The organism is Niveispirillum cyanobacteriorum (genome assembly GCF_002868735.1).
In the GTDB taxonomy this organism is placed as follows: domain Bacteria; phylum Pseudomonadota; class Alphaproteobacteria; order Azospirillales; family Azospirillaceae; genus Niveispirillum; species Niveispirillum cyanobacteriorum.
Genome location: NZ_CP025612.1, coordinates 814,085 through 838,313 on the forward strand (window position 1 = coordinate 814,085; position 24,229 = coordinate 838,313).

Genomic DNA, 24,229 nt, shown 5'->3' on the forward strand with positions numbered 1-24,229 from the left:
CTAATATCTCTCGTGCAGGGCGCTGAACGGCGCCTCCCGATCTTCACCGCAGCAATGGAAAGACGACGCCATGGCCCCCTTCCGGCCCAAATACATCTCCTTCGACTGCTATGGCACGCTGACCCGTTTCCGCATGTCGGAGATGGCGCGCGAGATGTTCCCCGACCGTATCGCGCCGGAGCATATGGAAAAGTTCTGCAAGGACTTCTCCGCCTATCGCCTGGACGAGGTGCTGGGCGCTTGGAAGCCCTATGATCAGGTAATCCACAATGCCGTGGAGCGTACCTGTAAGAAGTGGAAGGTCGAGTTCCGGCCCGAGGAAGCGCGCCGCATCTATGACGCCGTGCCGACCTGGGGCCCGCATCCCGACGTGGCAGAGGGCCTGTCCAAGGTGGCCAAGGAAATCCCGCTGGTCATCCTGTCCAACGCCATGAACGAGCAGATCCACCATAATGTGGCCCTGCTGGGCGCCCCGTTCCACCGCGTCTATACGGCACAGCAGGCCCAGGCCTATAAGCCCCGCTTCCAGGCGTTCGAATATATGTTCGACCAGTTGGGCTGTGGTCCGGAGGAGATGATGCATGTCAGCTCCAGCTTCCGCTATGACCAGAATAGCGCCACCGATCTGGGCTTTGGCGCCCGCGTCTTCGTGGCGCGCGGTCATGAGCCGACCAACCCCAACTATCGCGATTACGAAATCCCGCATATCGGCATCCTGCCGGCGCTGCTGGGGTTGTGAGTTATCCGTACCGTTCTTTTTGTGTCACCCCCGCGAAAGCGGGGGCCCAGCATTAGGCGCTGTCAGCGCCGATATAAGTCTTATCGTGACAGATGCCGCTCCGCACTGGGTCCTTGCTTTCGCGGGGATGACCGGGGGAGCAGTGAAAGCTGCGGCAACGATATTGGCGCATTTTCTCCAACCCGGTGATCCTCCATGACCGCATCGCAAACCCTTTCCTACTGGCTGGACACCGCCCCCCGCTTTACCGGCGGGGCGGCGGGGCCTGTTGAGGGTCGGGTGGATGTGGCGATCATCGGGGGTGGGTTTACCGGCCTATCGGCGGCGCTGGCGCTGGCCAAGCAAGGCGCCAGCACCATTGTACTGGAGGCAGGCCGGGTGGCAGGCGAGGCGTCAGGCCGCAATGGCGGGCAGTGCAACAGCGGCACGGCCCATGATTTTGCGGCCCTGGCAGGACGGTTCGGGGTGGAGACGGCGCGCAAATATTATCAGGCGCATGTCGATGCCGTGGACGATGTGGCGCGGATCGCGCGGGAGGAAGGGATCGATTGTTCCTTCCGCCGCTGTGGCCGGTTGAAGCTGGCGGCAAAGCCGGAACATTACGACAAGCTGGCCCGCGCGGCTGACACGCTGGCAACGGTCGATCCCAATGTCCACCTGCTGTCGCGGGCCGATCTGGCCTCTGAAATCAGATCTGACGATTTCCATGGCGGCCTGCTGCAAACCACCAGCGCACAGTTGCATGTCGGCCGGTTCGGCGTGGGTCTGGCAGAGGCGGCGGCGCGCAAGGGTGCCCTGATCCATGAAGGGGCACCGGTCACCGGCTTGGCCAACGCAGCCGGTGGCGGCTGGGAACTTCGGACACCGAAGGGTCTTGTACACGCCAAACAGGTGCTGGTCGCTACCGGCGGGGCCAGCCCGGTGGGTCCGTTCGGCTGGTTCCGGCGGCGTATCGTATCGGTCGGTTCTTTCGTGATCGCGACCGAGCGGTTGCCAGAGGCGATGACGCAAAGCCTGTTTCCGGGACAGCGCAACTATGTGACCAGCAAGAATATCGGGAACTATTTCCGTCTGTCGCCGGACAACCGCCTGATCTTTGGCGGGCGGGCGCGGTTTGCGGTGTCGGACCCGCTGTCAGACGCCAAAAGCGGGCGAATCCTGGACAACGCGATGCGCACCCTGTTCCCAGCCTTGAAAGACGTGAAGGTTGATTATTGCTGGGGCGGCATGGTGGACCTCACCGCCGACCGCCTGCCCCGCGCCGGTGAACATGACGGCATCTTTTACGCGATGGGCTATAGCGGCCATGGCACCCAGATGGCGGTGCATATGGGCGAGCGCATGGCACGGGTGATGGGCGGCGACCCCTCGGCCAACCCCTGGGCCAACCTGTCCTGGCCCCCCGTTCCGGGCCATCTGGGCAAGCCCTGGTTCCTGCCGCTGGTCGGCCTTTACTATCGTATCCAGGACATCCTGCATTGAGGGGCCCCATGCGCCTTTCCCGACGTCAGATGCTAGGCACGGGCCTTGCCGCCGGCATGATGGGGCTGCTGCCCCGGTTGGCCAGCGCGCAACCCCGACGCGGCGGTCATGTCACCGCCGCCTGCATGTCCAGTTCCACCGCCGACACGCTGGACCCTGCCAAGGGCGCGTTGTCCACCGATTACTGCCGTCACGCCATGTTCTACAATGGCCTGACGGATTATGACGACAATGCCCAACCACGCCTGAGCCTGGCTGAAAGCCTGAATAGCAGTGACCAGATGATCTGGCGTGTTGTCGTGCGCGACGATGTGAAGTTTCATGATGGCAGCAAACTCACCGCCGATGACGTGGTCTTCTCCCTGCTGCGCCTGCAGGACCCGGCGTCGGGATCGAAGGTAAAGCCCATCGCGTCGCAGATGGCCTCTGTTCGGGCCGTCTCACCGCGTGATGTAGAGATCGTGCTGACCAGCCCGAATGTCGACCTGCCGTCGATCCTGGCGCAGTCGCATTTCTATATCATCAAGGCCGGTACCACGAATTTCAGCACGGCTAACGGCACCGGACCATTCCGGTGCCAGACGTTCCAGCCGGGTGTGCGCACCCTGGGCGTGCGTAACGAGGATTATTTCCGCGATGGCCGCCCCTATCTGGATAGTCTGGAACTGATCGGCATCCCAGACGAAGTGGCGCGGGTCAATGCGCTGCTGTCGGGTGATGTGCAGATGATCCTGGCCATCAATCCCCGGTCCACCCGCCGCATCCGGGAAAGCGGCACGCATGAACTGCTGGTGACGCCGTCGGGCCTGTACACCAACCTAATCATGCGCCGCGATGCGATACCGACCAGCAGCCCGGATTTCGTGCTGGGTATGAAATATCTGTTCGATCGTGACCTGATCAAACGCGCCCTGTTCCGTGATTACGCCACCATCGGAAATGACCATCCGATCCCGCCCTTCGACCCGCTTTACCGGGCCGATATACCACAGCGGACATTGGACCTGGACCGTGCGCGCTATCATTTCGCCCGGGCCGATCTGCCTTCAACTCCACTGCCACTTTACTGCTCGCCCGCGGCGGAGGGGTCGGTCGATATGGCATCGGTGCTGCAAGAGTACGGATCTAAGGTCGGACTGAAGCTGGCGGTGAACCGCATGCCGGCGGATGGTTACTGGTCCACCCATTGGATGAAGCATCCGCTGGGCTTCGGCAATACCAACCCGCGCCCCACCGCCGATCTGATATTCAGCCTGTTCTACAAATCGACCGCCGCCTGGAACGAAAGCGGCTGGAAGAATGAACGGTTCGACCGGCTGCTGCTGGAAGCCCGCGCCCAGGGGGATTTCGCCCTGCGCAAGGAAATTTATGGCGAGATGCAGGAGATTGTGGCGACCGAATGCGGCACGGCGATCCCCGTCTTCATCACCCTGATCGATGGGTTCGATAAGCGAGTCAAAGGCCTACGCCCCATCCCGCTGGGCGGCTTCATGGGCTATAAATTCCCCGAACATGTCTGGTGGGAGGGCTGATTATCATGGCCGGACCCGCGACCCGTGGCCTGCTGGCCACCGCCCTGCCCCTGATTGGCAAGCGGATTGCGTCAGGTATGCTGACGCTGCTGCTCGTCTCGCTTGTCGTGTTCTTTATCGCCCAGCTTCTGCCCGGTGACGCAGCGCAGGAAATGCTGGGCCAGGCGGCCACTGCCGATGCGGTCGCGGCGCTGCGTGAAAAGTTCGGCCTGGATCGACCCGCCCCTGAACGTTATGTGCGCTGGCTGGTCGGCATGCTGACCGGGGACCCCGGCTATTCGCTGGTTGCGAACATGGCGGTTTCCGATGTCATCGCGGCCCGCCTGCCCAATTCGCTGCTGCTGGCGGCCCTGTCGGCCATGGTGTCGGTGCCGGTGGCCCTGACCATCGGCATCCTGTCGGCCATGCACCGCGATGCCCGCCTGGACCGGGGCCTGAATGTGGCGACCCTGTCCATGGTGGCGCTGCCGGAATTCCTGGTCGCCACGCTGGCCGTGCTGGTTCTCTCTGTCCAGTTGCGCTGGCTTCCCTCAATTGCGCTGATCCCGCCCGATGCCAGCCCGTGGCTCGTGCTGCGGTCGCTAGCCATGCCGATCCTGACCCTGTCGGTGATCGTCATCGCCCAGATGGCCCGCATGACACGGGCCGCGATCATCCAGCAATTGAGCCAGCCTTATGTGGAGATGGCCCTGCTCAAGGGGATCAAGCCGGCGCGGGTAGTGCTGACCCATGTGCTGCCCAACGCCATCGGCCCCATCGTAAACGCCATGGCGCTGTCGCTGTCCTACCTGCTGGGCGGGGCGATCATTGTGGAAACGATCTTCAATTATCCAGGTCTGGCCAGCTTGATGGTCAATGCCGTCACCAGCCGCGACATGCCGCTGCTGCAGGCCTGCGCCATGATCTTCTGCACCGCCTATCTGCTGCTGGTGCTGATTGCCGATACCGTCGCCATCCTGGCCAACCCGAGGCTGCGCAACCGATGACGAACGCGATCCGATCCTGGGTGAAAGCCCTTTCCGGCAGTGGCCGCATTGGTCTAGCGCTGGTGCTGTTCTGGCTGTTGATCGCCATCATCGGCCCATTCCTGGCCCCGTATGATCCCGGCGCCTTCGTGGCCCATGACGTGTTTGCCGGCTTCACCGGCGCTCACCTGTTGGGCAGCGACTATCTGGGCCGCGATGTATTAAGCCGGCTGCTGTCGGGGGCCCGCTACTCTGTCGGTCTGGCGCTGGCCGCGGCATTGCTGGCCAGCACGGCGGGCATCACCCTGGCCCTGCTGACGTCTGTAAGCCCGCGCTGGCTGGATGAGGGAATTAGCCGGTTCATGGATACGCTGATCTCCATCCCGTCGAAAATCTTCTCCCTGGTTTTGGTGGCGGTGGTCGGCTCCTCGCTGCCGCTGCTGCTGCTGGTCGCCTCTGTCACCTATATGCCGGGCTCCTTCCGTATTGCACGCTCGCTGGCCGTCAATCTGGCGCAAATGGACTATGTGCAGGTGGCCCGGTGCCGGGGTGAAGGGGCGGCCTATATCGCCATCCGGGAAATCCTGCCAAACATGATCCACCCGATGCTGGCCGATTTCGGTCTGCGCTTCGTGTTCATCGTGCTGCTGCTGTCGGGCCTTTCCTTCCTGGGTTTAGGCGTGCAGCCGCCGGATGCCGATCTGGGGTCCCTGGTGCGCGAGAATATTTCCGGTCTGGGTGAGGCCGCACCCGCCATCCTAATGCCGGCCATCGCGATTGCCACCCTGACGGTCGGCGTCAACCTGCTGATCGACGCGCTGCCCGGGCGGGGCCGACGCATGGCCGGGAAGGAATAAGCATGCAGACCCATGTCGAAGTGCGCGGCCTGTGCGTCGCCGCCGGTGCCCATACCATCGTGGCGGATGTGGATTTCAGTATTCCGCGCGGCAGTGTGCTGGCCCTGATTGGGGAAAGCGGGTCGGGCAAGACCACTATCGCCATGGCCCTGATGGGTTACGCCCGTCTGGGCTGCCGTATCGCGGGCGGCTCGGTGCGGGTGAGCGATACCGACGTCCTGTCGCTGGATGAGGATGGGCTGGCGGCCCTGCGGGGGGACCGGGTGTCCTATATCGCGCAGTCGGCGGCGGCATCATTCAACCCGTCGCGGCGCATCATGGACCAAGTGGTGGAACCCGCCCTGATCCATGGAAGAATGGACCGCAAAGAGGCGGAGACGAAGGCCGTTGCTCTGTTCCGGTCGCTGGCCCTGCCCGACCCGGACAGCATCGGCGAGCGGTATCCGCACCAATTGTCGGGCGGGCAGTTGCAGCGCCTGATGGCGGCCATGGCCCTGATTACGGGTCCGGAACTAGTCATCCTGGACGAGCCGACCACCGCCCTGGACGTCACCACCCAGATCGAGGTGCTGCGCGCCTTCAAGCAGGCGGTGCGCGACCAGGGGGCGACCGCCGTCTATGTCTCCCACGATCTGGCCGTGGTGGCGCAGATGGCCGATGCCATCGTGGTGCTGAACAAGGGCCGTATCCGGGAAAACGGGTCAGCGGTGCAGGTGCTGCAACAGCCGGAGGACGAGTATACCCGTACCCTGATGGCGGCGGCGCGGCCGGAGCGGGCGGCGGTGGAGGCACCGAAGGGGGCCACCGCCCCGCTGCTGGAGATCAAGGGACTGAACGCCGGCTACGGCGCCACGCCCATCCTGCGCGACATCAACCTGACCATCGCGCGCGGTGCCACGCTGGGCGTCATCGGGGAAAGCGGGTCGGGCAAGTCCACCCTGGCCCGCGTGATTGCCGGCCTGCTGCCCCCCTCCTCCGGGTCGATCAATTTCGACGGCGCCCGCCTGCCGCCGGCCCTGTCCATGCGCAACAAGGAACAGTTCCGGCGCATCCAGCTTGTCTTCCAGAATGCCGACACGGCGCTGAACCCCGCCCATTCGGTGGGCGACATTATCGGGCGGCCGCTGGCTTTTTATCACGGGCTGAAAGGACCGGCGGCGGCCAGGCGGGTCGCGGAACTGCTGGACCTGATCAAGCTGCCGGCATCGCTGGCCGACCGGCCCTGCGGCGGCCTGTCGGGCGGACAGAAACAGCGTATCAATCTGGCCCGTGCGCTGGCCGCCAAACCCGACCTGATCATGTGCGACGAGGTGACGTCGGCGCTGGATACGGTGGTGGGGGCCGCCATTCTGGACCTGCTGGCCGAATTGAAGCGGGAACTGGGCTTGGCCTATCTTTTCATCAGCCATGACATCGCCACCGTCCGCGCCATCGCGGACGATATTATGGTGCTGTATGCCGGCACGCAGGTAGAAACGGGCGGACGGCAGGGCTATGAGGGCGTGGCCCGCCATCCCTATACCGACCTGTTGATCGGCTCCGTGCCGGAATTGCGGCCGGGCTGGCTGGAGGAACAGGGCGCACGCCCCGCGCCGCCGGCCATCGGACAGCCCAAGGACGGGGCTGATCTGTGCCGGTTCCTGCCGCGCTGTTCCTGGCGCGTCGGCGGCACCTGTGAGGAATTCACCCCGCCCCGGCACCGGACGCCGGGGGGCAACATCATCCTGTGCCATCGGCCAGAGGGCGCAGCGGAGGGAGCATCGTGAGCCAAGGGCGCTTCGTACGGCTGGCCGAACGGGACCGGCCCGCCATCCACATCACCATCGACGGCATCCGCGTGCAGGCCATGGAAGGCGATACGCTGATGGTGGCCATGCTGGCAGGGGGCGGCATCCTGCGACAGTCGGAATTCACCGACGGCAACCGGGCGGGGTTCTGCCTGATGGGGGCCTGTCAGGATTGCTGGGTCTGGACCGACAGCGGCCACCGGCTGCGCGCCTGTTCCACCATTGCCGAGGATGGCATGTCCGTCACCACCAGCCAGCCGGGGGCATCATGGCCGAACCACGGGTGATTATCGTCGGTGCCGGTCCTGCCGGGGTAAGGGCCGCCGAAACCGTCGCCGCTGCCGGCCTTACCCCCATCGTGATTGATGAGGGGCGGCGGGCAGGCGGCCAAATCTATCGCCGGCAGCCGGATAATTTCCGCCGACCCTATGGCGACCTCTATGGAACTGAGGCAGACCGCGCCAAGGCCGTGCATGACGGGTTCGATGCCCTGGGCGACCGCATCGATTACCGGGCCGAAACCCTGGTCTGGAACATTGCCGACGGCCATGTCTGGACCGCCAGTGGCAGGGCGCAGGAGGCCCTGCCCTATGACGCCCTGATCCTGTGTACCGGGGCCACCGACCGCTTGATGCCCATGGCGGGCTGGGATCTGCCCGGCACCTACAGCCTGGGCGGGTCGCAGGTGGCGCTGAAGGCGCAGGCCGTGTCCATCGGGTCGCAGGTGGTGTTCCTGGGCACCGGCCCGCTGCTCTATCTGGTGGCCTCGCAATATATCAAGGCGGGGGCCAGGGTGGCGGCAGTGCTGGATACGTCCAGCTTCACCGCCCGCATCACCGCCCTGCCCGACCTTCTCGCCCTTCCGTCGGTCCTGTGGAACGGCATCGCCCTGACCCGCGCCATCAAAGCGGCGGGGGTGCCGCTGCTGACCGGTGTCACGCCGGTGGCGATCAATGGCGATGCCAAGACGGGAGTGACCGGGGTAACGGTCCGACTGGGCAATGGCGACGAGCGGCATTTCGCGTCGGATGCTGTTGCCATGGGCTATCACTTGCGGCCCGAAACACAGTTGGCCGATCTGGCTCGCTGTAGCTTTGCCTTTGACAAACTGACGCGCCAATACCTGCCGGTGCGGGACGAGGACGGCCGGGCCGATGCGCCCATGAAGCTTTATCTGGCCGGTGACGGGGCCAAGGTGCTGGGCGCTCGGTCAGCGGAAGCGTCGGGCCGGTTGGCGGCCCTGGCTGCGCTCTCCGACTTAGGTTTTCCTGTCGACAAGGGCGCAATGATCATGCTGCGGCGGGAGATCGGGCGCTATGGCCGCTTCGCGCGCGGCTTGGCCAAGGCGTTCCCTTGGCCGCACCAGCAGGCAGCAGCCCTTGCCGATGATACGATCCTATGCCGCTGCGAATGCGTGACGGTGGGCGATGTACGCCGGACCATGGATGTGACGGGGGCGGCGGAAACGAACCGTACCAAGGCCTTCAGCCGGGTGGGCATGGGCCGCTGCCAGGGCCGCTATTGCGGGCATGCGGCAGCGGAGGTGATCGCGGCGCATGGTGAGTTCCCGGTGGCCGATGCCGGCCGCCTGCGCGGTCAGGCCCCGGTGAAGCCCCTGCCCATCGCCATCGGGGAGGCGGAATGATGAACACCCCTGTGACGCACAGCGACGTGCTGATCATCGGCGGCGGCCTGATGGGCTCATCCGCCGCTTTCTTCCTGCGCCATACCCATGGCAAATCCGTCACCCTGATCGAAAGCGATCTCGTGGGGCGGCAGGCCAGCGGCACCAATTTCGGTAATGTCCGCCGCCAGGGCCGGCCCATCCATCAGTTGCATCTGGCCAACCGGTCGCTGGAAATCTGGCGCAAGGCCAATGAACTGCTGGGAGCGGATGTCGAATATCTCCAGTCCGGCCACATCCGGGTCTGCTATCGCGAGCGGCCGGAAAATATCGGCAAGATGGAGGAATATGCCGCGGACGCACGGCAGAACGGGCTGGATCTTGAAATCCTGACCGGCAATGCCTTGCGCGACCGGTTCCCCTTCTTCGGCACCGATGTGCTGGCCGGTTCCTATTCCGCCCTGGATGGTCATGCCAACCCACGCCTGGCGGCCCCCGCCTTTGCGCGCGCGGCCCAGAAGCTGGGCGCACAGATATTCGAGAATACCCGCATCCTCCATGTTACCAAGGCGGGCACCGATTTCATCGCCACGGCCATGGATGGGCGCGTGTTCAAGGCCCCCGTGCTGCTGATCACCGCCGGTGCCTGGGCCGGAGAACTGTCAGCGCAGTTCGGGGAACCCGTAAAGCTGACGGCGCGCAGCCCCACCATGTCGGTCACCGAACCCGTCCCCTACGCCATCGCACCCGCCGTCGGCGTGATGACACCGCTGGAGGTAGAAACCGTCTATTTCCGGCAGGTGGCGCGCGGCAATATCGTGTTGGGCGGGTCCACGCGCGCACCGGCGGTGGCGGAGACCTATCGCTCCTTCGTGAAGCCGCAGAACACACTGACACAATTGCAGCAGCTTCGCCGCCTGGCCCCTGCCCTGGCCCGGCTGAACATCATCCGGGTCTGGACGGGTATCGAAGGCTATATGGATGACAGTTTGCCGGTCATGGGGCCAAGCGGCACCACCAGTGGCCTGTTCTACGCCTTCGGCTTCTCCGGTTCCGGCTTCCAGATCGGGCCGGGCGTAGGCCAGACCATGGCCGAATTGATCGCCACGGGGGCCACCGGCATCGATCTGTCGCATTACCGGATGGAGCGGTTTAACGGCGTGACGTGAGAAGTTCGCCGAAATTCATATCTGGACGTGGGACGCGTTAATGACGCTGTCATAGCATCCGGCCAAGCCTGCAACCAAGAATGGGCCGGCCACGGATCACAGTAGACATGACGACTTCCACCATAATCCTCTGGAATGATTGTGAATTTGTTACCGACGAGGAGCGGGTTGTCCACAACCCGCCCGTCCTGCATCCATTTAAGGTATGCTAATCCTTAAAACTCCACCAACGCGGTCTTCACCTTCAAATTCGCCATATAGGCCTCACGCCCCAGATCCTTGCCGATGCCAGACCGCTTGAACCCGCCTGTGGGCAGCATGAAATCGTTGGAGCGGCCATAGCGGTTGACCCACACGGTCCCGGCCTCCAGGCCCCGTACGGCCCGCAAGGCGCGGCCCACATCGCCCGTATGAACGCCGGCGGCCAGGCCGAACTGGGTGTCATTGGCCAGTGCTAGGGCCTCCTCCTCTTCCCGGAAGGTCTGGACCGTCAGGACGGGGCCGAAAATCTCCTCCCGCACCGCCTCGGCATTCGCGTCAACGCCGGCCAGAATGGTCGGCTGAAAAAACGATCCGTCCTGTGGCCCCGCAGCGCGCCCCCCGCCCGTCACCAGGGTTGCACCCGCCGCTACCGTGCGCCCGACAATGCCGTGGATACGGTCAAGCTGCGGATGACTGATGATAGGGGAAAGGGTGCCGGCAGGGTCCCAGGTCGGGGCCGGGTTCAGGGCGCGGAACCGGGTGGCGATCAGGTCCACCACCTGGCGGGCAACACTTTCCTGCACGATCAGACGCGACCCCGCCACACAGACCTGACCGGCATTGAGTGTGATGGCGCGGGCCACAATGGCTGCCGTCTTCTCCATATCCGAGCAGTCAGCAAACACCAGCTGCGGACTTTTCCCACCCAGCTCCAGGGTGACCGGCTTCGGCCCCGTCTCTGCGCAGGCCGTCATGATGGCAGCCCCCGTGCGGGTAGAGCCGGTGAAGGTCACCTTGGCGACCAGTTGGTGTCGGCACAACGTGTCTCCTACCGACCTTCCATCGCCCTGAATAATGTTGAAGATGCCGGGCGGCAGCCCCGCCTCAATCGCCAACTCCGCGACCCGGACAATGGAGAACGGCGTCATCTCCGACGGTTTCAGCACCACGGAATTCCCCGCCGCAACCGCCGGTGCCACCTTCCACACCGCCATGACGATGGGCAGGTTCCAGGGCGCCACCGCCGCCACCACGCCATAGGGTTCGGTGATGGTCAGGCCCAGCTTGTCCGGCGTGGTCGCAGCAACCTCTCCCCCTACCTTATCCGCGAACTCCGCATAGAAACGGATGCATTCCGCCGAATAGGGGATGTCCCAGGCCGTCGCCTCGGCGATGGTACGGGTGGAACCCACCGCCTCCAGCGCAGCTAGTTCCGCTACATGCGCATCCAGAAGGTCGGCCCAGCGGCGTAGAACCCGCATGCGCTGACGCGGATCGGCTTTGGCCCAGCCGCTGTTCCGATAGGCGTCATGTGCGCCCTGGACGGCAGCATCCACCTGTGTCTGACCGGCGCTGTCCAATTGGGCGTAAACCTGTCCGTCTGACGGGCGGCGCACGGGGATTTCAGCCCCGACACCGGCGACGCGGACGCCATTGATGAAGTTGGATGCGGCGGGCAGGGTCAGGCTGTTAGGGTCAAAGGCGCTCACGAACGGCAACTCCGGCTGGCATTCCACATGCGCCATGGATAATCCCGATGGCACGGCATTTGGTCGGGATCACCCGGAAGAGCCACGCCACAATCTTCCGAAATCACCCGCATCCCAGCAGCGAATGCCATGCGCCCATGCTTAATATGCCCGCATGACAGCTGGGTTTGCGGCCACGGCAGTTCATGCCGCCGCAAACCGGTATCCGAGGGGATGATGTGATGGAAAAACCGACCCGGCCCGCCGTGAATTTGCGGGCGATGACCGAGGCGGACCTGGAACAGGCCCATGCCCTGTCGCGCGAACTGAACTGGCCACACCGTATGGAAGACTGGCAGTTCTTTCTGGAATTCGGTCAAGGTCTGGTCGCGGAACGGGATGGGGCGGTGGTCGGCACCGCCATGTGCTGGCTGTTCGGGGAAAACGCGGGCACGCTGGGCATGGTCATCGTTTCGCCATCGGCACAGGGGCTTGGCATCGGTCGCCGGTTGATGGCCGGCGTCATGGATATCCTGGGCGACCGCACCATCATGCTTCATGCCACGCCGGAGGGGATGCCGCTTTATGAAAGCTTGGGCTTCAAGCCGGTTGGCGACGTTCTCCAGCACCAGGGCACAGCCTTTTCTGTCCCCCTGCCGGACCTTCTGCCCGATGAACGGGTGCGCCCCATGGGGCAGCGGGACATGGAGATCATTCCCGAACTGGACGCCCGCGCCACCGGCATGGACCGCCGCCGCCTGATCGACACCATGGATAAAAGCGCACTTGGCGTCATGCTGACGCGCGACCATGAGGTTGCGGGCTTTGCCCTGTTCCGTAAATTCGGGCGTGGCTATGTCGTTGGTCCCACGGTGGCGCCCGACCTGGGCGGTGCCAAGGCCCTGATCTCCCACTGGCTGGGCACCAATGCCGGCATGTTCTGTCGCGTGGACGTGACGGAGGCAAGCGGCCTGTCGCCCTGGCTGGACGAGTTGGGCCTGCAATGTGTCGGCCGCGTCACCCGCATGATCCGGGGCACGCCGCCGGCCCGCGATCCGGATTTCCACACCTTCTCCCTTGTCACCCAGGCGCTGGGGTAATCATGACGCTGACCCTTTCCGATCCCGGTCTTTTCCGTCAGTCTGCCTTCATCGGCGGTGAATGGCGTCAGGCCGGCAACCTGTCCATGCTGGCCGTGGACAATCCCGCCGACGGTTCCATCATCGGCAGCGTGCCCGACAGCGATGCTTCGGATACCGAACAAGCCATTTCCGCCGCCAATGCCGCCTGGCCGGCCTGGCGGGCGCTGACGGCGGGTGCGCGGGCCGACCTGCTGGAACGCTGGCATGCGCTGATCCTGGCCCATATTGATGATCTGGCCCGGATCATGACGGCGGAGCAGGGCAAGCCCCTGGCAGAGGCCGCCGGCGAAATCCGCTATGCCGCCACCTTCGTGAAATGGTTCGCGGGTGAAGGGCGCCGCATCTATGGCGGGATGATCCCCGCCCCAGATGCCGACCGACGCATCCTGACCTGGAAGGAACCGGTCGGCGTTTCGGCAATCATCACGCCCTGGAACTTCCCCGCCGCCATGATCACCCGCAAATGCGCGCCGGCCCTGGCCGCCGGCTGCCCGGTGGTGATCAAGCCGTCGGACCTGACGCCCTTCACCGCCCTTGCCCTAGCCGTGTTGGCCGAACGGGCCGGTATTCCGGCGGGCGTGTTCAATGTCGTGACGGGCCGGCCCACCGGGATCGGCACCGCCCTGACCGGTTCCCCGCTGGTGCGTAAGCTGTCCTTCACCGGCTCTACCCGCATCGGCGCGCTGCTGATGGGGCAGTGCGCGGACAGTGTGAAGCGTCTGTCGCTGGAACTGGGCGGCAATGCCCCCCTGATCGTGTTCGACGATGCCGACCTGGACATTGCCGTGGCCGCCACCATGGCCAGCAAGTTCCGCAATGCCGGCCAGACCTGTGTCTGCGCGAACCGCATCCTGGTGCAGGATGGCGTCTATGCCCGGTTCGCGGACAAGCTGGCCGCCGCCGTGACGGCGCTGCGCGTCGGCCCAGGCTTTACGCCCGGCATGACCATCGGTCCCCTGATCAACGATGCCGCTGTGGCCAAGGTCAGCGCTCATGTCGATGATGCCCTGTCCAAGGGCGCCAAGGTCTTTGCCCAGGCGGATAGCCCCAGCACGGGCCGCTTCGCCACCCCCACCATCCTGACTGGAGCCAGCACTGACATGCGGCTGGCATCGGAAGAGACGTTCGGTCCCGTCGCTCCGCTGTTCCGGTTCACGGATGAGCGGGAGGCGCTGGACATCGCCAATGACACGCCCTTTGGCCTGGCAGCCTATTTCTACACCGAGAACCTGCACCGCGCCTTCCGCGTCGCGGAGGGTTTGGAGGCCGGTATGGTGGCGCTGAATACCGGCTCCATCGCCATGGAGATGGCCCCCTTCGGCGGGATCAAGCAATCCGGCCTGGGGCGTGAGGGCGGGCCGACCGGTATTGAGGAATATCTGGAAACCAAGGCCTTCCACATTGGCGGCCTGAAAATGAACGAGGCGCAGTAACCATGTCACGTTCCTACAAGATCGCCGTCATACCCGGTGATGGTATCGGTAATGAAGTGATGCCTGAAGGCATCCGCGTCCTGGAAAAGGCCGCCCGCCTGTTCGGCTTCAATGTCGAACAGCAATGGCACGATTTCGCGCATTGCGATTACTACCTAAAACATGGCCGCATGATGCCGGAGGACTGGAAGGACCAGATCGGCAAACCCGACGCCATCTTTTTCGGTGCCGTCGGCTGGCCCGCCAAGGTGCCGGACCATATCTCGCTGTGGCAGTCGCTCCTGCAGTTCCGGCGCGAATATGACCAGTATGTCAATCTGCGCCCCGTGCGCCTGATGCCAGGCGTTCCCTGCCCGCTGGCGGGCCGCAAGCCGGGCGACATTGATTTCTGGATCGTGCGGGAGAATACGGAGGGTGAATATTCCTCCGTCGGCGGCACCATGTTCCCCGGCACGGAGCGCGAGGTGGTGATCCAAGAAACGGTGATGACACGGGTGGGTGTTGACCGTGTCCTACGTTACGCCTTCGAACTGGCCAACAGCCGGCCCAACCGCCATCTGACATCGGCTACCAAATCCAACGGCATCGCCGTCACCATGCCCTACTGGGATGCCCGTGTGGAGGCGATGGCCGCCAACTATCCCGATGTGCGCTGGGACAAATACCATATCGACATCCTGACGGCGCAATTTGTGCTGAACCCCGACCGGTTCGATGTGGTGGTGGGGTCCAACCTGTTCGGCGACATCCTGTCCGATCTGGGGCCCGCCTGCACCGGCACCATCGGTATTGCGCCGTCGGGCAATATCAATCCTGACCGGACCGGACCGTCCCTGTTCGAACCGGTGCATGGTTCTGCCCCCGACATTGCCGGCCAGGGTATCGCTAACCCGGTGGGTCAAATCTGGTCAGCGGCCATGATGCTGGAACATCTGGGCGAGACAGAGGCCGCATCTGCTATTGTGGCCGCCATCGAACGGGTCCTGGCCGAACCGTCCCTGCGCACCCGCGACCTGAAAGGCACCGCCGATACCGGTACCTGCGGCAAGGCGGTGGAAGAGGCCCTGGGGTGATGTAAAGCCGCCCCTTCGACAGCGTTGTTTCGGTTCTACCGGAGCAACGCTGTCCTGCCCTATGTCACAGTCGCCGTTGCCGCCCGTCGTGATAACAGACGCAGTGCCAGCATCGACAGGACGACGCCCAGGCCCAACCAATAGAGCGGTCCCTGCCCCAGGCGTTTGCCCATACTGACCGCAAAGGATGCCCAGATATACCAGCCGCCGATCAGGTGCAGCCAGCCCCAGGCAGTGGGCCCCAACAGCCGCACCATCCGGTCAAAGGATGTGAGCGTCATCGCCAAGATCAGCAGATAGGCACCACCACCCGCAATCACCGTCATCCGGTTGGTCAGTTGCTGAAACAACGCGAAATCCAGATCCATCAGGGCGATGATGCCGAACAGATGGATCAGATGCGATACCGCGAACGATACACCCAGATACCGCCGCTGCCGCCGAAGCCAGCGCGTCGCCGGTGAGGACGACAAGCGCACGAGGCTGGACGCCGTGAAGGCCAACCCGAACAGCAGCAGCGATGTCCAGGCCGTCAGTTGGATCACCCAACGCGCCTGATGCACCGGATCAGGCGCCATCTGCACCATGACGGCTGACAGCAGCAGAAGCACCATTGCAATGCCTGCCGTCAGCCCCCATCCGTTGAAAAGCGATCCTTTCAAGACACTCCCCCCTTTTGCTCTTCCCCTGCCACCGAGAAACCGGTGAAGAAACGGAGAAGACTTCTATCCACACTCATTTATTGTTAACTATGTCTTCCCGATGGCGTTACCCCGGTTGATACGCATGACCACGACCAGCCCTGCTCTTGAAATTCGCGGACTTCGTAAATCCTACGGAGAGAAGGAGGCGGTCAAGGGCATTGATCTGACCATCCAGCCGGGGGAATTTTACGGGCTTCTGGGTCCAAACGGCGCCGGCAAGACCACGACACTGAAAATGGTTGTCGGCCTGTTGACCCCGACATCGGGTAACATCAGCGTGTTCGGTGTGGATAATCAGCGCGATCCGGTTGCCGCCAAGCGCCAGACCGCCTGGTTGCCAGATGAGCCGATGCTGTATGACAAGCTGACACCACTGGAATATCTGGAATTTGTGGCGGGTCTTTGGGGCATTGACGCCCGCACCGCCGCATCGCGTGCAGATGAACTGCTGACCCGTCTGGAACTGCACGAACACCGCAATGAACGCTGCGAAGGTTTCTCGCGCGGCATGAAGCAGAAGGCGGCATTGGCCGGCGCCCTGATCCATGATCCGCGCCTGCTGATCCTGGATGAACCGCTGACGGGCCTGGACGCCGCCATCGCGCGGCAGGTGAAGGACCTGCTGGCGGAACGGGCCAGGGCCGGCTGCACCATCATCCTGACCACCCACATCATGGAAGTTGCGGAACGGTTGGTGGACCGTATCGGCATCATCCAACATGGGCAGTTGCTGGCCGAGGGTACCCTGGCGGAGCTGCGGCAGAAGCATGGCCGCGACGGTGCCTCGCTGGAGGAACTATTCCTCGATCTCGTTTCGGGCAAGGCGGTGGCCGCATGATCGCCCTGACACCGGGCAGCATGCCCTGGCTGCTGCGGCATGAATTGCGACTGGCGTTCCGGACCAAGAAGACGGGACCCTGGGCCTGGGCTGTTCTGATTGTCGGCATCCTGTTCATGCACGGGATCGGCTTCCTTTCGGCCTTCGGGTTCGGAAAGATGAAGCTGGAGCCAGAGAATGTGCAGATGGTCTTTGGCGGCATCGGCCTGTTCAGCATGGCCATCATGCTGTCGGTTTCGATGCAGTTGACGGTGAACTCCATCTACACGCGCGGTGACATGGACCTGCTTCTGTCCTCGCCGCTACGGCCCGGCGCCATCCTGCCGATCCGGCTGCTGGCCATCGCCCTGGCGGTGATGGGTACAACGCTGGCCATGGCCGCCTGCTTCATGAACCCCAGCGCCATTATGATTTCGGCGCGCTGGCTTATCGGCTATGTCACCCTGCCGGCACTGTGCCTGCTGACGGTCACCGTCTCATTCCTGATCGTGCTCGGGCTAGTCAAGATGATCGGGGCGCGGCGGGCGCGGACAGTGGCACAGGTTCTGGGTGGGATCATCGGTATCGGTGCGGCCCTAGCCGCCCAGATCCCCAACATGAATAACGCCGCCGATCAGGCGACCAAGACCAAGAGTTTTCAGGCGATGGCCAGCATGGCTGATAATCCCGCCATGGCGCCGATCCGCTGGTTTGGCGCGGCCATCACGGGGGAGACAGGGCCGTTTCTTCTGCTGGCCCTGTTGTCATTCGGCGGATTCCTGCTGGTGACGACATTGCTGGGTCCGGCCTTCGTGCGCAGCGTCAACGCCGCGGCCGGCACCGACCTGACGGCCCGGCGCAAGGGCGGCAACGACACGCGTCCGCTCTCAATGCACCTGCGCGGCGTGACCGGTTCCATCCTGTGGAAGGAATGGCGCCTCATTCTGCGCGACCCCAGCCTGCTGACGCAGGTTGCCTCCATCCTTCTCGTCGCCGCCCCCATCGTACTGCCCAGCATGGGCAAAAGTATCAGCACCGCATCAGGGGAGGTGATGGCCGTGGGCTGGATGGGCGTGGTGCCGGTTGCCGGCCTGCTGGCCGGTGCCCTGGTCTGGCTGGCCTTCGCGGGCGAGGATGCGCCCGACCTGTTGGGCACCGCCCCGGTCAGCGCACGGCGCATGCTGCGTGACCGCCTGCTGGCCGCCGCTGTCCCGTCCCTGATCATCGCGACGGCGGTCAGTTTGTATGTGATCACGCAAACGCCCTGGTCCGGCCTGATCCTCTGGCTTGTCTGCCTGCTGTCGATCAGCCTCTATTTGCTGATGGATATGCGCCAGGGGCCCGTTTTGGGCGGGCGTAAGGCCTTCCAGAAGCGGTATCAAAGCAACATGATTGCCCTGTTTGGTGAGATGCTGCTGGGCTTCGCCCTGTTCGGCCTGGGCTGGCTGACCTTGAAGTTCCTGGCCCCGTTCTGGGCAATCCCGCTACTTCTGGCTGCCAACGCGGGCGCATTGGCCGGATTGCTGTTGCAAAGGCGTGGTGAAGGTTGAGGAAATGCGGGCGGTGCCGTGGCACCGCCCGCCATCGCCACTGTCACAGGTTGCGGGCGATCACCAGACGCTGGATATCGCTGGTGCCTTCATAAATCTGACAGACACGAACATCACGGTAGATACGCTCCACCGGAAAATCCTCGACATAACCATAGCCGCCGAAGGTCTGTATGGCATCAGAGCAGACACGTTCGGCCATTTCCGATGCAAACAGCTTGGCCATCGACGCTTCCTTCAGGCAGGGCTGCCCCGCCCCGCGCAGGGACGCCGCATGCAGCACCAACTGTCGCGCCGCCTCAATCCGGGTCGCCATATCGGCCAGGCGGAACGACACGGCCTGATGCTCGATGATCGGCACGCCCATCGATGTTCGGTCACGGGCATAATCACGCGCCGCCTCGAACGCTGCCTGCGCCATGCCGACCGCCTGTGCCGCGATGCCGATACGTCCGCCTTCCAGATTGGCCAGTGCAATACGGTAGCCTTCACCCGGATTGCCCAGCATGGAAGACGCCGGCAAGCGCGCATCCTCCAGCAGGATCTGTGCGGTATCGGAACTGCGCTGGCCCAGCTTATGCTCCAGCCGGGCCACCTTGTATCCCGGATTGTCGGTGGGCACCAGGAAGGCGGAAATCCCCTTCTTGCCCGCCGCCGGATCGGTTACGGCAAACACCAGGGCCACGCCGGCATTCTGACCATTGGTGATGAACTGCTTGGCGCCGTTCAGCACATAATTGTCACCATCCTTGACGGCCCGTGTCTTCAAGGCTGACGCATCCGATCCCGCCTGCGGTTCCGTCAGGCAGAAGGCGCCCAGCATCCGGCCCGCCGCCATAGGCCGCAGATAGCGTTCTTTCTGCTCTGCACTGCCGAATTTCAGGATGGGCGCGCAGCCCACCGAATTATGCACGCTCATGATGGTGGAAATAGTGCCGTCCCCCGCCGCGATCTCCTCAATCGCCAAGGCGTAGGAGATGGCATCGGCCCCCGCCCCGCCCCATTCCTCAGGCACCACCATTCCCAGAAGGCCCAGTTCCCCCATCTCCCGCAGTTCCTGCGCGGGAAAGCGGCTTTCCCGGTCACGTTCCGCAGCACCGGGCGCCAGCCGCTCGCGGGCGAACTGCCGCGCCATGTCGCGGATCATGGTCTGTTCTTCGGTGAGGATCATTTGTCATTCCTGCCAAAAACGTAGGTCAGGTCGATGGCGTCAGCCCGAATCCTGACAGCAATGGATTGAAAGCCTGTTCTGTCAGGGCTCGCCTTCGGCTCGACCTGACCTACGCCCAGCCTCACACCAGCTCAACCGCCATCGCCGTCGCCTCGCCACCGCCGATGCAGAGCGAGCCGACGCCGCGCTTAAGGCCACGCTTCTTCAACGCATGCAGCAGGGTCACCAGGATACGCGCACCGGAAGCCCCGATCGGGTGGCCCAGGGCACAGGCGCCACCATGCACATTCACCTTGTCATGCGGCAGGTCCAGTTCCTTCATCGCCGCCATGGCGACGACCGCAAAAGCTTCGTTGATCTCGAACAGGTCAACATCCTTGGCGGTCCAGCCGGTCTTGGCGAACAGGGTCTGTATGGCGCCAACCGGCGCCGTCGTGAACCAAGCCGGGGCACGGGCGTGGCTGGCATGGCCGACGATACGGGCCAGCGGCGACAGGCCGCGCTTTTCGGCCTCGCTGGCCCGCATCAGGACCAGGGCGGCAGCGCCGTCGCTGATGGAACTGCTGTTGGCCGCCGTAACGGTGCCATCCTTGCGGAAGGCGGGCTTCAGGGTCGGGATCTTGTCCGGGCGCCCCTTACCGGGCTGTTCGTCGCGCGACACGACAACCTCACCCCCACGGCCTTTGACCGTTACTGCAACCACCTCTGCATCGAAGGTGCCATCCTCTACCGCCATCTTGGCGCGGCGGAGGCTTTCCAGGGCGTAGGCGTCCTGCGCCTCGCGGGTGAAGCCGAAATGTGCTGCTGTATCCTCAGCATAGGTGCCCATGGCGCGACCGCGCTCATACGCATCTTCCAGACCATCCAGCGCCATATGGTCATACATGGTGGCATGGCCATAGCGATAGCCACCGCGCGCCCGGTCCAGGAGGTAGGGCGCATTCGACATGCTCTCCATGCCCGCCGCCACCACGATATCGGCACTGCCGGCCACGATCAGGTCATGGGCCAGCATCGTGGTCTTCATGCCGCTGCCACACATCTTGTTGACAGTGGAGCAGGTGACCGACAGCGGCAGACCTGCGCCCAATGCCGCCTGACGACCCGGCGCTTGGCCCTGGCCCGCCTGCAGCACATTGCCCATCAGCAGTTCCTGCACGCTGTCACCGGAAATCCCGGCCCGCTCCACGGCAGCCTTCACGGCAACGGCGCCCAATTGGGCCGCCGTCGTTCCGGACAGGTCGCCCATCATACCGCCCATGGCTGTACGGGCGGCGGACACGATCACGATGGGGTCGGTCATGGCATTCCTCTGGCGTCGATATTGTTTGGTTGGGCATAGCGTAGACTTGTCGCTTCCGATCAGCCATAACCGTTGCGATCAAATTTCCTGATCACTTATGTCAAGAACGAATGGGTTGGTAAGGTGGAGAAGGGCAGCGTTTCCATCCATTTCGTGGCTGCCGCCCTGAACGGGGCGATGGCGCGGGGTATGGAGCCGGCTCCCATCCTGCGCAAGGCCGGCATCGATCCCGCCTTGCTGCATCAGCCATCGGCCCGCGTAACGGTACAGGCCCATGCCACGCTGCTGCGTATCCTGGCGCAGTTGCTGGATGATGAGTTCTTTGGACAGGACAGCCGCCGCATGAAGGTGGGCAGCTTCGCACTGTCCTGTCTGCTGGCACTGGAAGGCGGCGGGGATGTCGGAGGCGCACTGGGCCTGCTTTGCCGCGCCTACAACACGATCTTTGACGATCTACGGGTCGCTGTACGGCGGGACGGGCGGCGGGCGGCGCTAGAAATCGCGCCGACAAGACCCGGCCACCACCTACCCGTCTTCGCGGTGGAGACCCTGTTCATCTATATGCATGGCATCGCCTGCTGGCTGGCGCGGCGACGTATCGTGATTGAGGAGGCCTGCTTTCCCTATCCCGAACCAGCGCATGGTGCGGAATATTTCGTACTGTTCAGCTCGCAGTTACGCTTCGCGCAGGATCAATGCCTGCTGTGGTTCGACGCTGAAACCTTATCCCTGCCGGTGACGCAGGACCGGCGATCGGCGAAAAACTTTCTGAACCAGGCGCCGGAAAGTTTCCTGGTAAAATACCGTAACCCGGACGGCTTTGGCCGCCGCGTTGCCAACCTGTTGCGCCGCCGTCCGCCGACCGAGTGGCCGGGGGCGGATGAGGCGGCGACACTGCTGCGCTGTTCACCTGCCACGCTGCGGCGCATGCTCCGCCAGGAAGGAACGTCGTATCAGGCCATCAAGGACCGGTTGCGCCTTGATCTGGCACGTCAGGCGCTGGCACGGCCCGACCTTTCCATTGCCGACATTACGGTCCAGTTAGGTTTCGCCGAACCCGCCGCCTTTAGCCGAGCATTCCGGCAATGGACGGGCACGACACCGGCCCGCTATCGCCGCGGTGCCTAGATTTCCACGTGCCCGCCCAGTTCCACCACGCGGTTCAGCGGCAGGTGGAAGAAGTCGGCGGTGGTCGTGGCGCTGCGCATCATGAAAGCGAACAGCTCTTCACGCCACGGCGCCATACCCGGCTCCGCCGACGGCACCACGGTTTCGCGCGTCAGGAAATAGGAGAAGCGCAGCGGCTCATAATCAAAGCCAAGGTCTGTGCGCTTGGCATTAGCCAGCGCCTTGGGCACATCGGGATCGTCCATGAAGCCGCAAACCATGGTGACGCGGAACACATCGTCGCGCAACTTCTCAGACACGATGCGTTCGCCAATCGGCACACGCGGCCGCTCCACCACCTTCACCGTCATCACCACCACACGCTCATGCAGGACGTGGTTGTGTTTCAGGTTATGCAGCATGGCCAGCGGCACGCCATCCGGATCGGACGTTAAGAACACAGACGTACCGGGGACACGGGATATGCGGGACGACAGGGTCCCCAGGAATTCCTGCAGGGGCATGGCGCTGTCACGCAGCTTGGCATGCAGCAACTTGCGCCCCATCTTCCAGGTGGTCATCAGCGTGAAAGCCAGCAGGCCAGCGGCCAGCGGGAACCAACCGCCATGCGTGATCTTGGTTGCCGTGGCCAGGAAATAGGCCACGTCCACGGCCAGCAGCAGCACGAAGAACCCGATGGCGAACTTGCCGTTCCAGCCCCAGCGGTTGAAGGCCAGCAGCGCCACCAGCGTAGTGGTGATCATCATGGTCCCGGTCACGGCCACGCCATAGGCCGACGCCAGATTGGTCGAACTGCCGAAGCCCAGGACCAGCGCCACCACCGCCAGCATCAGTGCCCAATTGACGAAGGGCATGTAGATCTGGCCGATCTCCTTCTCCGAGGTGTGGATAATGTTCATACGCGGCAGATAGCCCAGCTGAATCGCCTGCCGCGTGACCGAGAAAGCGCCGGAGATCACCGCCTGGCTGGCGATGATGGTGGCCAGCGTTGCCAGCATCACCATGGGCACCGCCGACCAGGATGGTCCCATGAAGAAGAACGGGTTCGTCGCCGCCTCCGGATTTGTCAGCAGCAGTGCGCCTTGCCCGAAATAGTTCAGCATCAGGGCCGGCCAGACCAGCATGTACCAGGCCAGCCGGATCGGCCCGCGCCCGAAATGGCCCATATCGGCATAAAGCGCCTCCGCCCCCGTCACCGATAGAACGACGGACCCCAGCGCCAGGAACCCGATCCAGCCATCATGGGCCAGGAAAGCGACGGCATAATGCGGCGACAGGGCCGCCAGCACCCCCGGCGACTTACCGATATTGCTGATGCCCAGAACGGCCAGCACCACGAACCAGATCAGCATGACGACACCGAAGGCGCCGCCCAACGCCGCAGATCCTTTCGACTGGATCGCGAACAGAGCCACCAGGATGGCGATGGCGATGGGTACTGTCCATGGCGCCAGATTGGGGGCCGCGACCTGCAACCCCTCCACCGCCGACAGAACGGAAATGGCTGGCGTAATGGCGCTGTCGCCATAGAATAGGGCCGCCGCGAACACTCCGAGCGTGCCGGCCAGTGCCGTCATCTGTGGGTTGCTGGACAAGGCCTTCTGCAACAGGGCCAGCAGGGCAAAGGAACTGCCCTCCCCTTCATTGTCGGCGCGCATGATGATGGCGACATACTTGATCGACACCACCAGCATGACCGTCCAGAAGACCAGCGACAGTACGCCCAACACATGCATCCGGTCCACCGGCAGCGGGTGAGGGCCGGCGAAGGCCTCTTTCATGGCGTAAAGCGGGCTGGTGCCGATATCGCCGAACACCACGCCAATGGCGGATAGAAACAGGGCGCCGAAGGAGGAACGCGGCTCGTCATGCGCCGCACTGGCCGAATGCCCCACGCTGAAATACCCCTGTGCCCACCATGCTGCGGTGCGAAGGCTACCCTTTTCGGCGGCGGGGCGCAAGAAATCGGCGTCATTGGTTAATAAATGCTTTATAAATTGCTTCCTATTAAAAGGGGAAGGCCATGGCCACAGGTGATGATCTGCGCCGGTTGGCCTTGTCGTTGCCGGGGTGGAGGAGCACC

The 24,229-nt window shown here is 63.8% G+C and carries 20 protein-coding genes; 15 read left to right on the forward strand and 5 right to left on the reverse strand.

The features are described from left to right. Positions 1 to 70 precede the first annotated feature (70 nt). The 9 genes from C0V82_RS19320 to C0V82_RS19360 all read left to right on the forward strand — a co-directional run bounded on the left by C0V82_RS19320 (position 71) and on the right by C0V82_RS19360 (position 10,155). Positions 71 to 739 carry a haloacid dehalogenase type II gene (locus C0V82_RS19320; protein ID WP_102114043.1) on the forward strand — a complete coding sequence of 223 codons (669 nt, stop codon included), beginning with the start codon at positions 71 to 73 and terminating at the stop codon, positions 737 to 739. 195 nt (positions 740 to 934) lie between these two features. After that, positions 935 to 2,221 (forward strand): NAD(P)/FAD-dependent oxidoreductase, encoded by a 1,287-nt coding sequence (locus C0V82_RS19325; RefSeq protein WP_102114044.1) that lies wholly within the window; start codon positions 935 to 937, stop codon positions 2,219 to 2,221. Positions 2,222 to 2,229: 8 nt separating this feature from the next. Continuing rightward, a complete protein-coding gene (locus C0V82_RS19330; RefSeq protein ID WP_102114045.1) occupies positions 2,230 to 3,753 on the forward strand; it encodes an ABC transporter substrate-binding protein in 1,524 nt (507 codons plus the stop codon). A 5-nt stretch (positions 3,754 to 3,758) separates the two neighbouring features. Further along, complete coding sequence (locus tag C0V82_RS19335) at positions 3,759 to 4,739, forward strand: ABC transporter permease (protein ID WP_102114046.1); 981 nt, start codon at positions 3,759 to 3,761, stop codon at positions 4,737 to 4,739. Next, a complete protein-coding gene (locus tag C0V82_RS19340; protein ID WP_102114047.1) occupies positions 4,736 to 5,575 on the forward strand; it encodes an ABC transporter permease in 840 nt (279 codons plus the stop codon). Before C0V82_RS19335 ends, C0V82_RS19340 begins: the two co-directional genes overlap by 4 nt. A 2-nt stretch (positions 5,576 to 5,577) precedes the next feature. Continuing rightward, complete coding sequence (locus tag C0V82_RS19345; RefSeq protein ID WP_188595140.1) at positions 5,578 to 7,341, forward strand: ABC transporter ATP-binding protein; 1,764 nt, start codon at positions 5,578 to 5,580, stop codon at positions 7,339 to 7,341. Continuing rightward, positions 7,338 to 7,649 carry a (2Fe-2S)-binding protein gene (locus C0V82_RS19350; RefSeq protein ID WP_245924244.1) on the forward strand — a complete coding sequence of 104 codons (312 nt, stop codon included), beginning with the start codon at positions 7,338 to 7,340 and terminating at the stop codon, positions 7,647 to 7,649. Before C0V82_RS19345 ends, C0V82_RS19350 begins: the two co-directional genes overlap by 4 nt. Beyond that, a complete protein-coding gene (locus C0V82_RS19355; protein WP_102114049.1) occupies positions 7,631 to 9,007 on the forward strand; it encodes an FAD/NAD(P)-dependent oxidoreductase in 1,377 nt (458 codons plus the stop codon). The genes C0V82_RS19350 and C0V82_RS19355 overlap by 19 nt, the downstream gene beginning before the upstream one ends. Next, the gene (locus C0V82_RS19360; protein WP_245924245.1) at positions 9,004 to 10,155 is read left to right on the forward strand and encodes an NAD(P)/FAD-dependent oxidoreductase; all 1,152 of its coding nucleotides are present in this window, start codon (positions 9,004 to 9,006) and stop codon (positions 10,153 to 10,155) included. Before C0V82_RS19355 ends, C0V82_RS19360 begins: the two co-directional genes overlap by 4 nt. A 215-nt stretch (positions 10,156 to 10,370) precedes the next feature. Here C0V82_RS19360 and C0V82_RS19365 read toward each other — a convergent pair whose 3' ends face one another. After that, the gene (locus C0V82_RS19365) at positions 10,371 to 11,882 is read right to left on the reverse strand and encodes an aldehyde dehydrogenase family protein (RefSeq protein WP_102114050.1); all 1,512 of its coding nucleotides are present in this window, start codon (positions 11,880 to 11,882) and stop codon (positions 10,371 to 10,373) included. A gap of 185 nt (positions 11,883 to 12,067) precedes the next feature. Here C0V82_RS19365 and C0V82_RS19370 point away from each other — a divergent pair, with 185 nt between their 5' ends. Genes C0V82_RS19370 through C0V82_RS19380 form a run of 3 tightly spaced genes read left to right on the forward strand, consistent with a single transcriptional unit; the run spans position 12,068 to position 15,473 of the window. Then, positions 12,068 to 12,925 carry a GNAT family N-acetyltransferase gene (locus C0V82_RS19370; RefSeq protein ID WP_102114051.1) on the forward strand — a complete coding sequence of 286 codons (858 nt, stop codon included), beginning with the start codon at positions 12,068 to 12,070 and terminating at the stop codon, positions 12,923 to 12,925. Positions 12,926 to 12,927: 2 nt separating this feature from the next. Next, positions 12,928 to 14,400 (forward strand): NAD-dependent succinate-semialdehyde dehydrogenase, encoded by a 1,473-nt coding sequence (locus C0V82_RS19375; protein WP_102114052.1) that lies wholly within the window; start codon positions 12,928 to 12,930, stop codon positions 14,398 to 14,400. 2 nt (positions 14,401 to 14,402) lie between these two features. Next, positions 14,403 to 15,473 carry a tartrate dehydrogenase gene (locus C0V82_RS19380; RefSeq protein ID WP_102114053.1) on the forward strand — a complete coding sequence of 357 codons (1,071 nt, stop codon included), beginning with the start codon at positions 14,403 to 14,405 and terminating at the stop codon, positions 15,471 to 15,473. Between the two features lie 59 nt (positions 15,474 to 15,532). On the opposite strand, the gene C0V82_RS19385 is transcribed toward C0V82_RS19380, so the two are convergent. Beyond that, positions 15,533 to 16,087 carry a cytochrome b family protein gene (locus C0V82_RS19385; protein WP_102114054.1) on the reverse strand — a complete coding sequence of 185 codons (555 nt, stop codon included), beginning with the start codon at positions 16,085 to 16,087 and terminating at the stop codon, positions 15,533 to 15,535. A 172-nt stretch (positions 16,088 to 16,259) separates the two neighbouring features. On the opposite strand from C0V82_RS19385, the gene C0V82_RS19390 reads away from it, so the two are divergent. Continuing rightward, entirely contained in the window at positions 16,260 to 17,015 is a 756-nt protein-coding gene (locus C0V82_RS19390; RefSeq protein ID WP_102114055.1) for an ABC transporter ATP-binding protein, read from the forward strand. Further along, the gene (locus tag C0V82_RS19395) at positions 17,012 to 18,544 is read left to right on the forward strand and encodes a hypothetical protein (protein ID WP_102114056.1); all 1,533 of its coding nucleotides are present in this window, start codon (positions 17,012 to 17,014) and stop codon (positions 18,542 to 18,544) included. The genes C0V82_RS19390 and C0V82_RS19395 overlap by 4 nt, the downstream gene beginning before the upstream one ends. Before the next feature lie 43 nt (positions 18,545 to 18,587). On the opposite strand, the gene C0V82_RS19400 is transcribed toward C0V82_RS19395, so the two are convergent. Continuing rightward, positions 18,588 to 19,715 carry an acyl-CoA dehydrogenase family protein gene (locus C0V82_RS19400; RefSeq protein WP_102114057.1) on the reverse strand — a complete coding sequence of 376 codons (1,128 nt, stop codon included), beginning with the start codon at positions 19,713 to 19,715 and terminating at the stop codon, positions 18,588 to 18,590. A 121-nt stretch (positions 19,716 to 19,836) separates the two neighbouring features. Beyond that, positions 19,837 to 21,018: an acetyl-CoA C-acyltransferase gene (locus C0V82_RS19405; protein ID WP_102114058.1), complete on the reverse strand. Its 1,182-nt coding sequence runs from the start codon at positions 21,016 to 21,018 to the stop codon at positions 19,837 to 19,839. Positions 21,019 to 21,141: 123 nt separating this feature from the next. On the opposite strand from C0V82_RS19405, the gene C0V82_RS19410 reads away from it, so the two are divergent. Then, positions 21,142 to 22,146, forward strand: a complete 1,005-nt coding sequence (locus tag C0V82_RS19410; protein WP_158660060.1) for an AraC family transcriptional regulator — start codon at positions 21,142 to 21,144, stop codon at positions 22,144 to 22,146. On the opposite strand, the gene C0V82_RS19415 is transcribed toward C0V82_RS19410, so the two are convergent. Next, entirely contained in the window at positions 22,143 to 24,107 is a 1,965-nt protein-coding gene (locus C0V82_RS19415; RefSeq protein ID WP_308421122.1) for a potassium transporter Kup, read from the reverse strand. The genes C0V82_RS19410 and C0V82_RS19415 overlap by 4 nt on opposite strands. Positions 24,108 to 24,229: the final 122 nt, after the last annotated feature.

What these genes read in the sequence shown, in the direction of transcription:
- C0V82_RS19320 (WP_102114043.1), top strand. Translation starts at nt 71, where the DNA reads ATGGCCCCCTTCCGGCCCAAATACATCTCCTTCGACTGCTATGGCACG.
- C0V82_RS19325 (WP_102114044.1), top strand. Translation starts at nt 935, where the DNA reads ATGACCGCATCGCAAACCCTTTCCTACTGGCTGGACACCGCCCCCCGC.
- C0V82_RS19330 (WP_102114045.1), top strand. Translation starts at nt 2,230, where the DNA reads ATGCGCCTTTCCCGACGTCAGATGCTAGGCACGGGCCTTGCCGCCGGC.
- C0V82_RS19335 (WP_102114046.1), top strand. Translation starts at nt 3,759, where the DNA reads ATGGCCGGACCCGCGACCCGTGGCCTGCTGGCCACCGCCCTGCCCCTG.
- C0V82_RS19340 (WP_102114047.1), top strand. Translation starts at nt 4,736, where the DNA reads ATGACGAACGCGATCCGATCCTGGGTGAAAGCCCTTTCCGGCAGTGGC.
- C0V82_RS19345 (WP_188595140.1), top strand. Translation starts at nt 5,578, where the DNA reads ATGCAGACCCATGTCGAAGTGCGCGGCCTGTGCGTCGCCGCCGGTGCC.
- C0V82_RS19355 (WP_102114049.1), top strand. Translation starts at nt 7,631, where the DNA reads ATGGCCGAACCACGGGTGATTATCGTCGGTGCCGGTCCTGCCGGGGTA.
- C0V82_RS19360 (WP_245924245.1), top strand. Translation starts at nt 9,004, where the DNA reads ATGATGAACACCCCTGTGACGCACAGCGACGTGCTGATCATCGGCGGC.
- C0V82_RS19365 (WP_102114050.1), bottom strand. Translation starts at nt 11,882, where the DNA reads ATGGCGCATGTGGAATGCCAGCCGGAGTTGCCGTTCGTGAGCGCCTTT.
- C0V82_RS19370 (WP_102114051.1), top strand. Translation starts at nt 12,068, where the DNA reads ATGGAAAAACCGACCCGGCCCGCCGTGAATTTGCGGGCGATGACCGAG.
- C0V82_RS19375 (WP_102114052.1), top strand. Translation starts at nt 12,928, where the DNA reads ATGACGCTGACCCTTTCCGATCCCGGTCTTTTCCGTCAGTCTGCCTTC.
- C0V82_RS19380 (WP_102114053.1), top strand. Translation starts at nt 14,403, where the DNA reads ATGTCACGTTCCTACAAGATCGCCGTCATACCCGGTGATGGTATCGGT.
- C0V82_RS19385 (WP_102114054.1), bottom strand. Translation starts at nt 16,087, where the DNA reads ATGGTGCTTCTGCTGCTGTCAGCCGTCATGGTGCAGATGGCGCCTGAT.
- C0V82_RS19390 (WP_102114055.1), top strand. Translation starts at nt 16,260, where the DNA reads ATGACCACGACCAGCCCTGCTCTTGAAATTCGCGGACTTCGTAAATCC.
- C0V82_RS19395 (WP_102114056.1), top strand. Translation starts at nt 17,012, where the DNA reads ATGATCGCCCTGACACCGGGCAGCATGCCCTGGCTGCTGCGGCATGAA.
- C0V82_RS19400 (WP_102114057.1), bottom strand. Translation starts at nt 19,715, where the DNA reads ATGATCCTCACCGAAGAACAGACCATGATCCGCGACATGGCGCGGCAG.
- C0V82_RS19405 (WP_102114058.1), bottom strand. Translation starts at nt 21,018, where the DNA reads ATGACCGACCCCATCGTGATCGTGTCCGCCGCCCGTACAGCCATGGGC.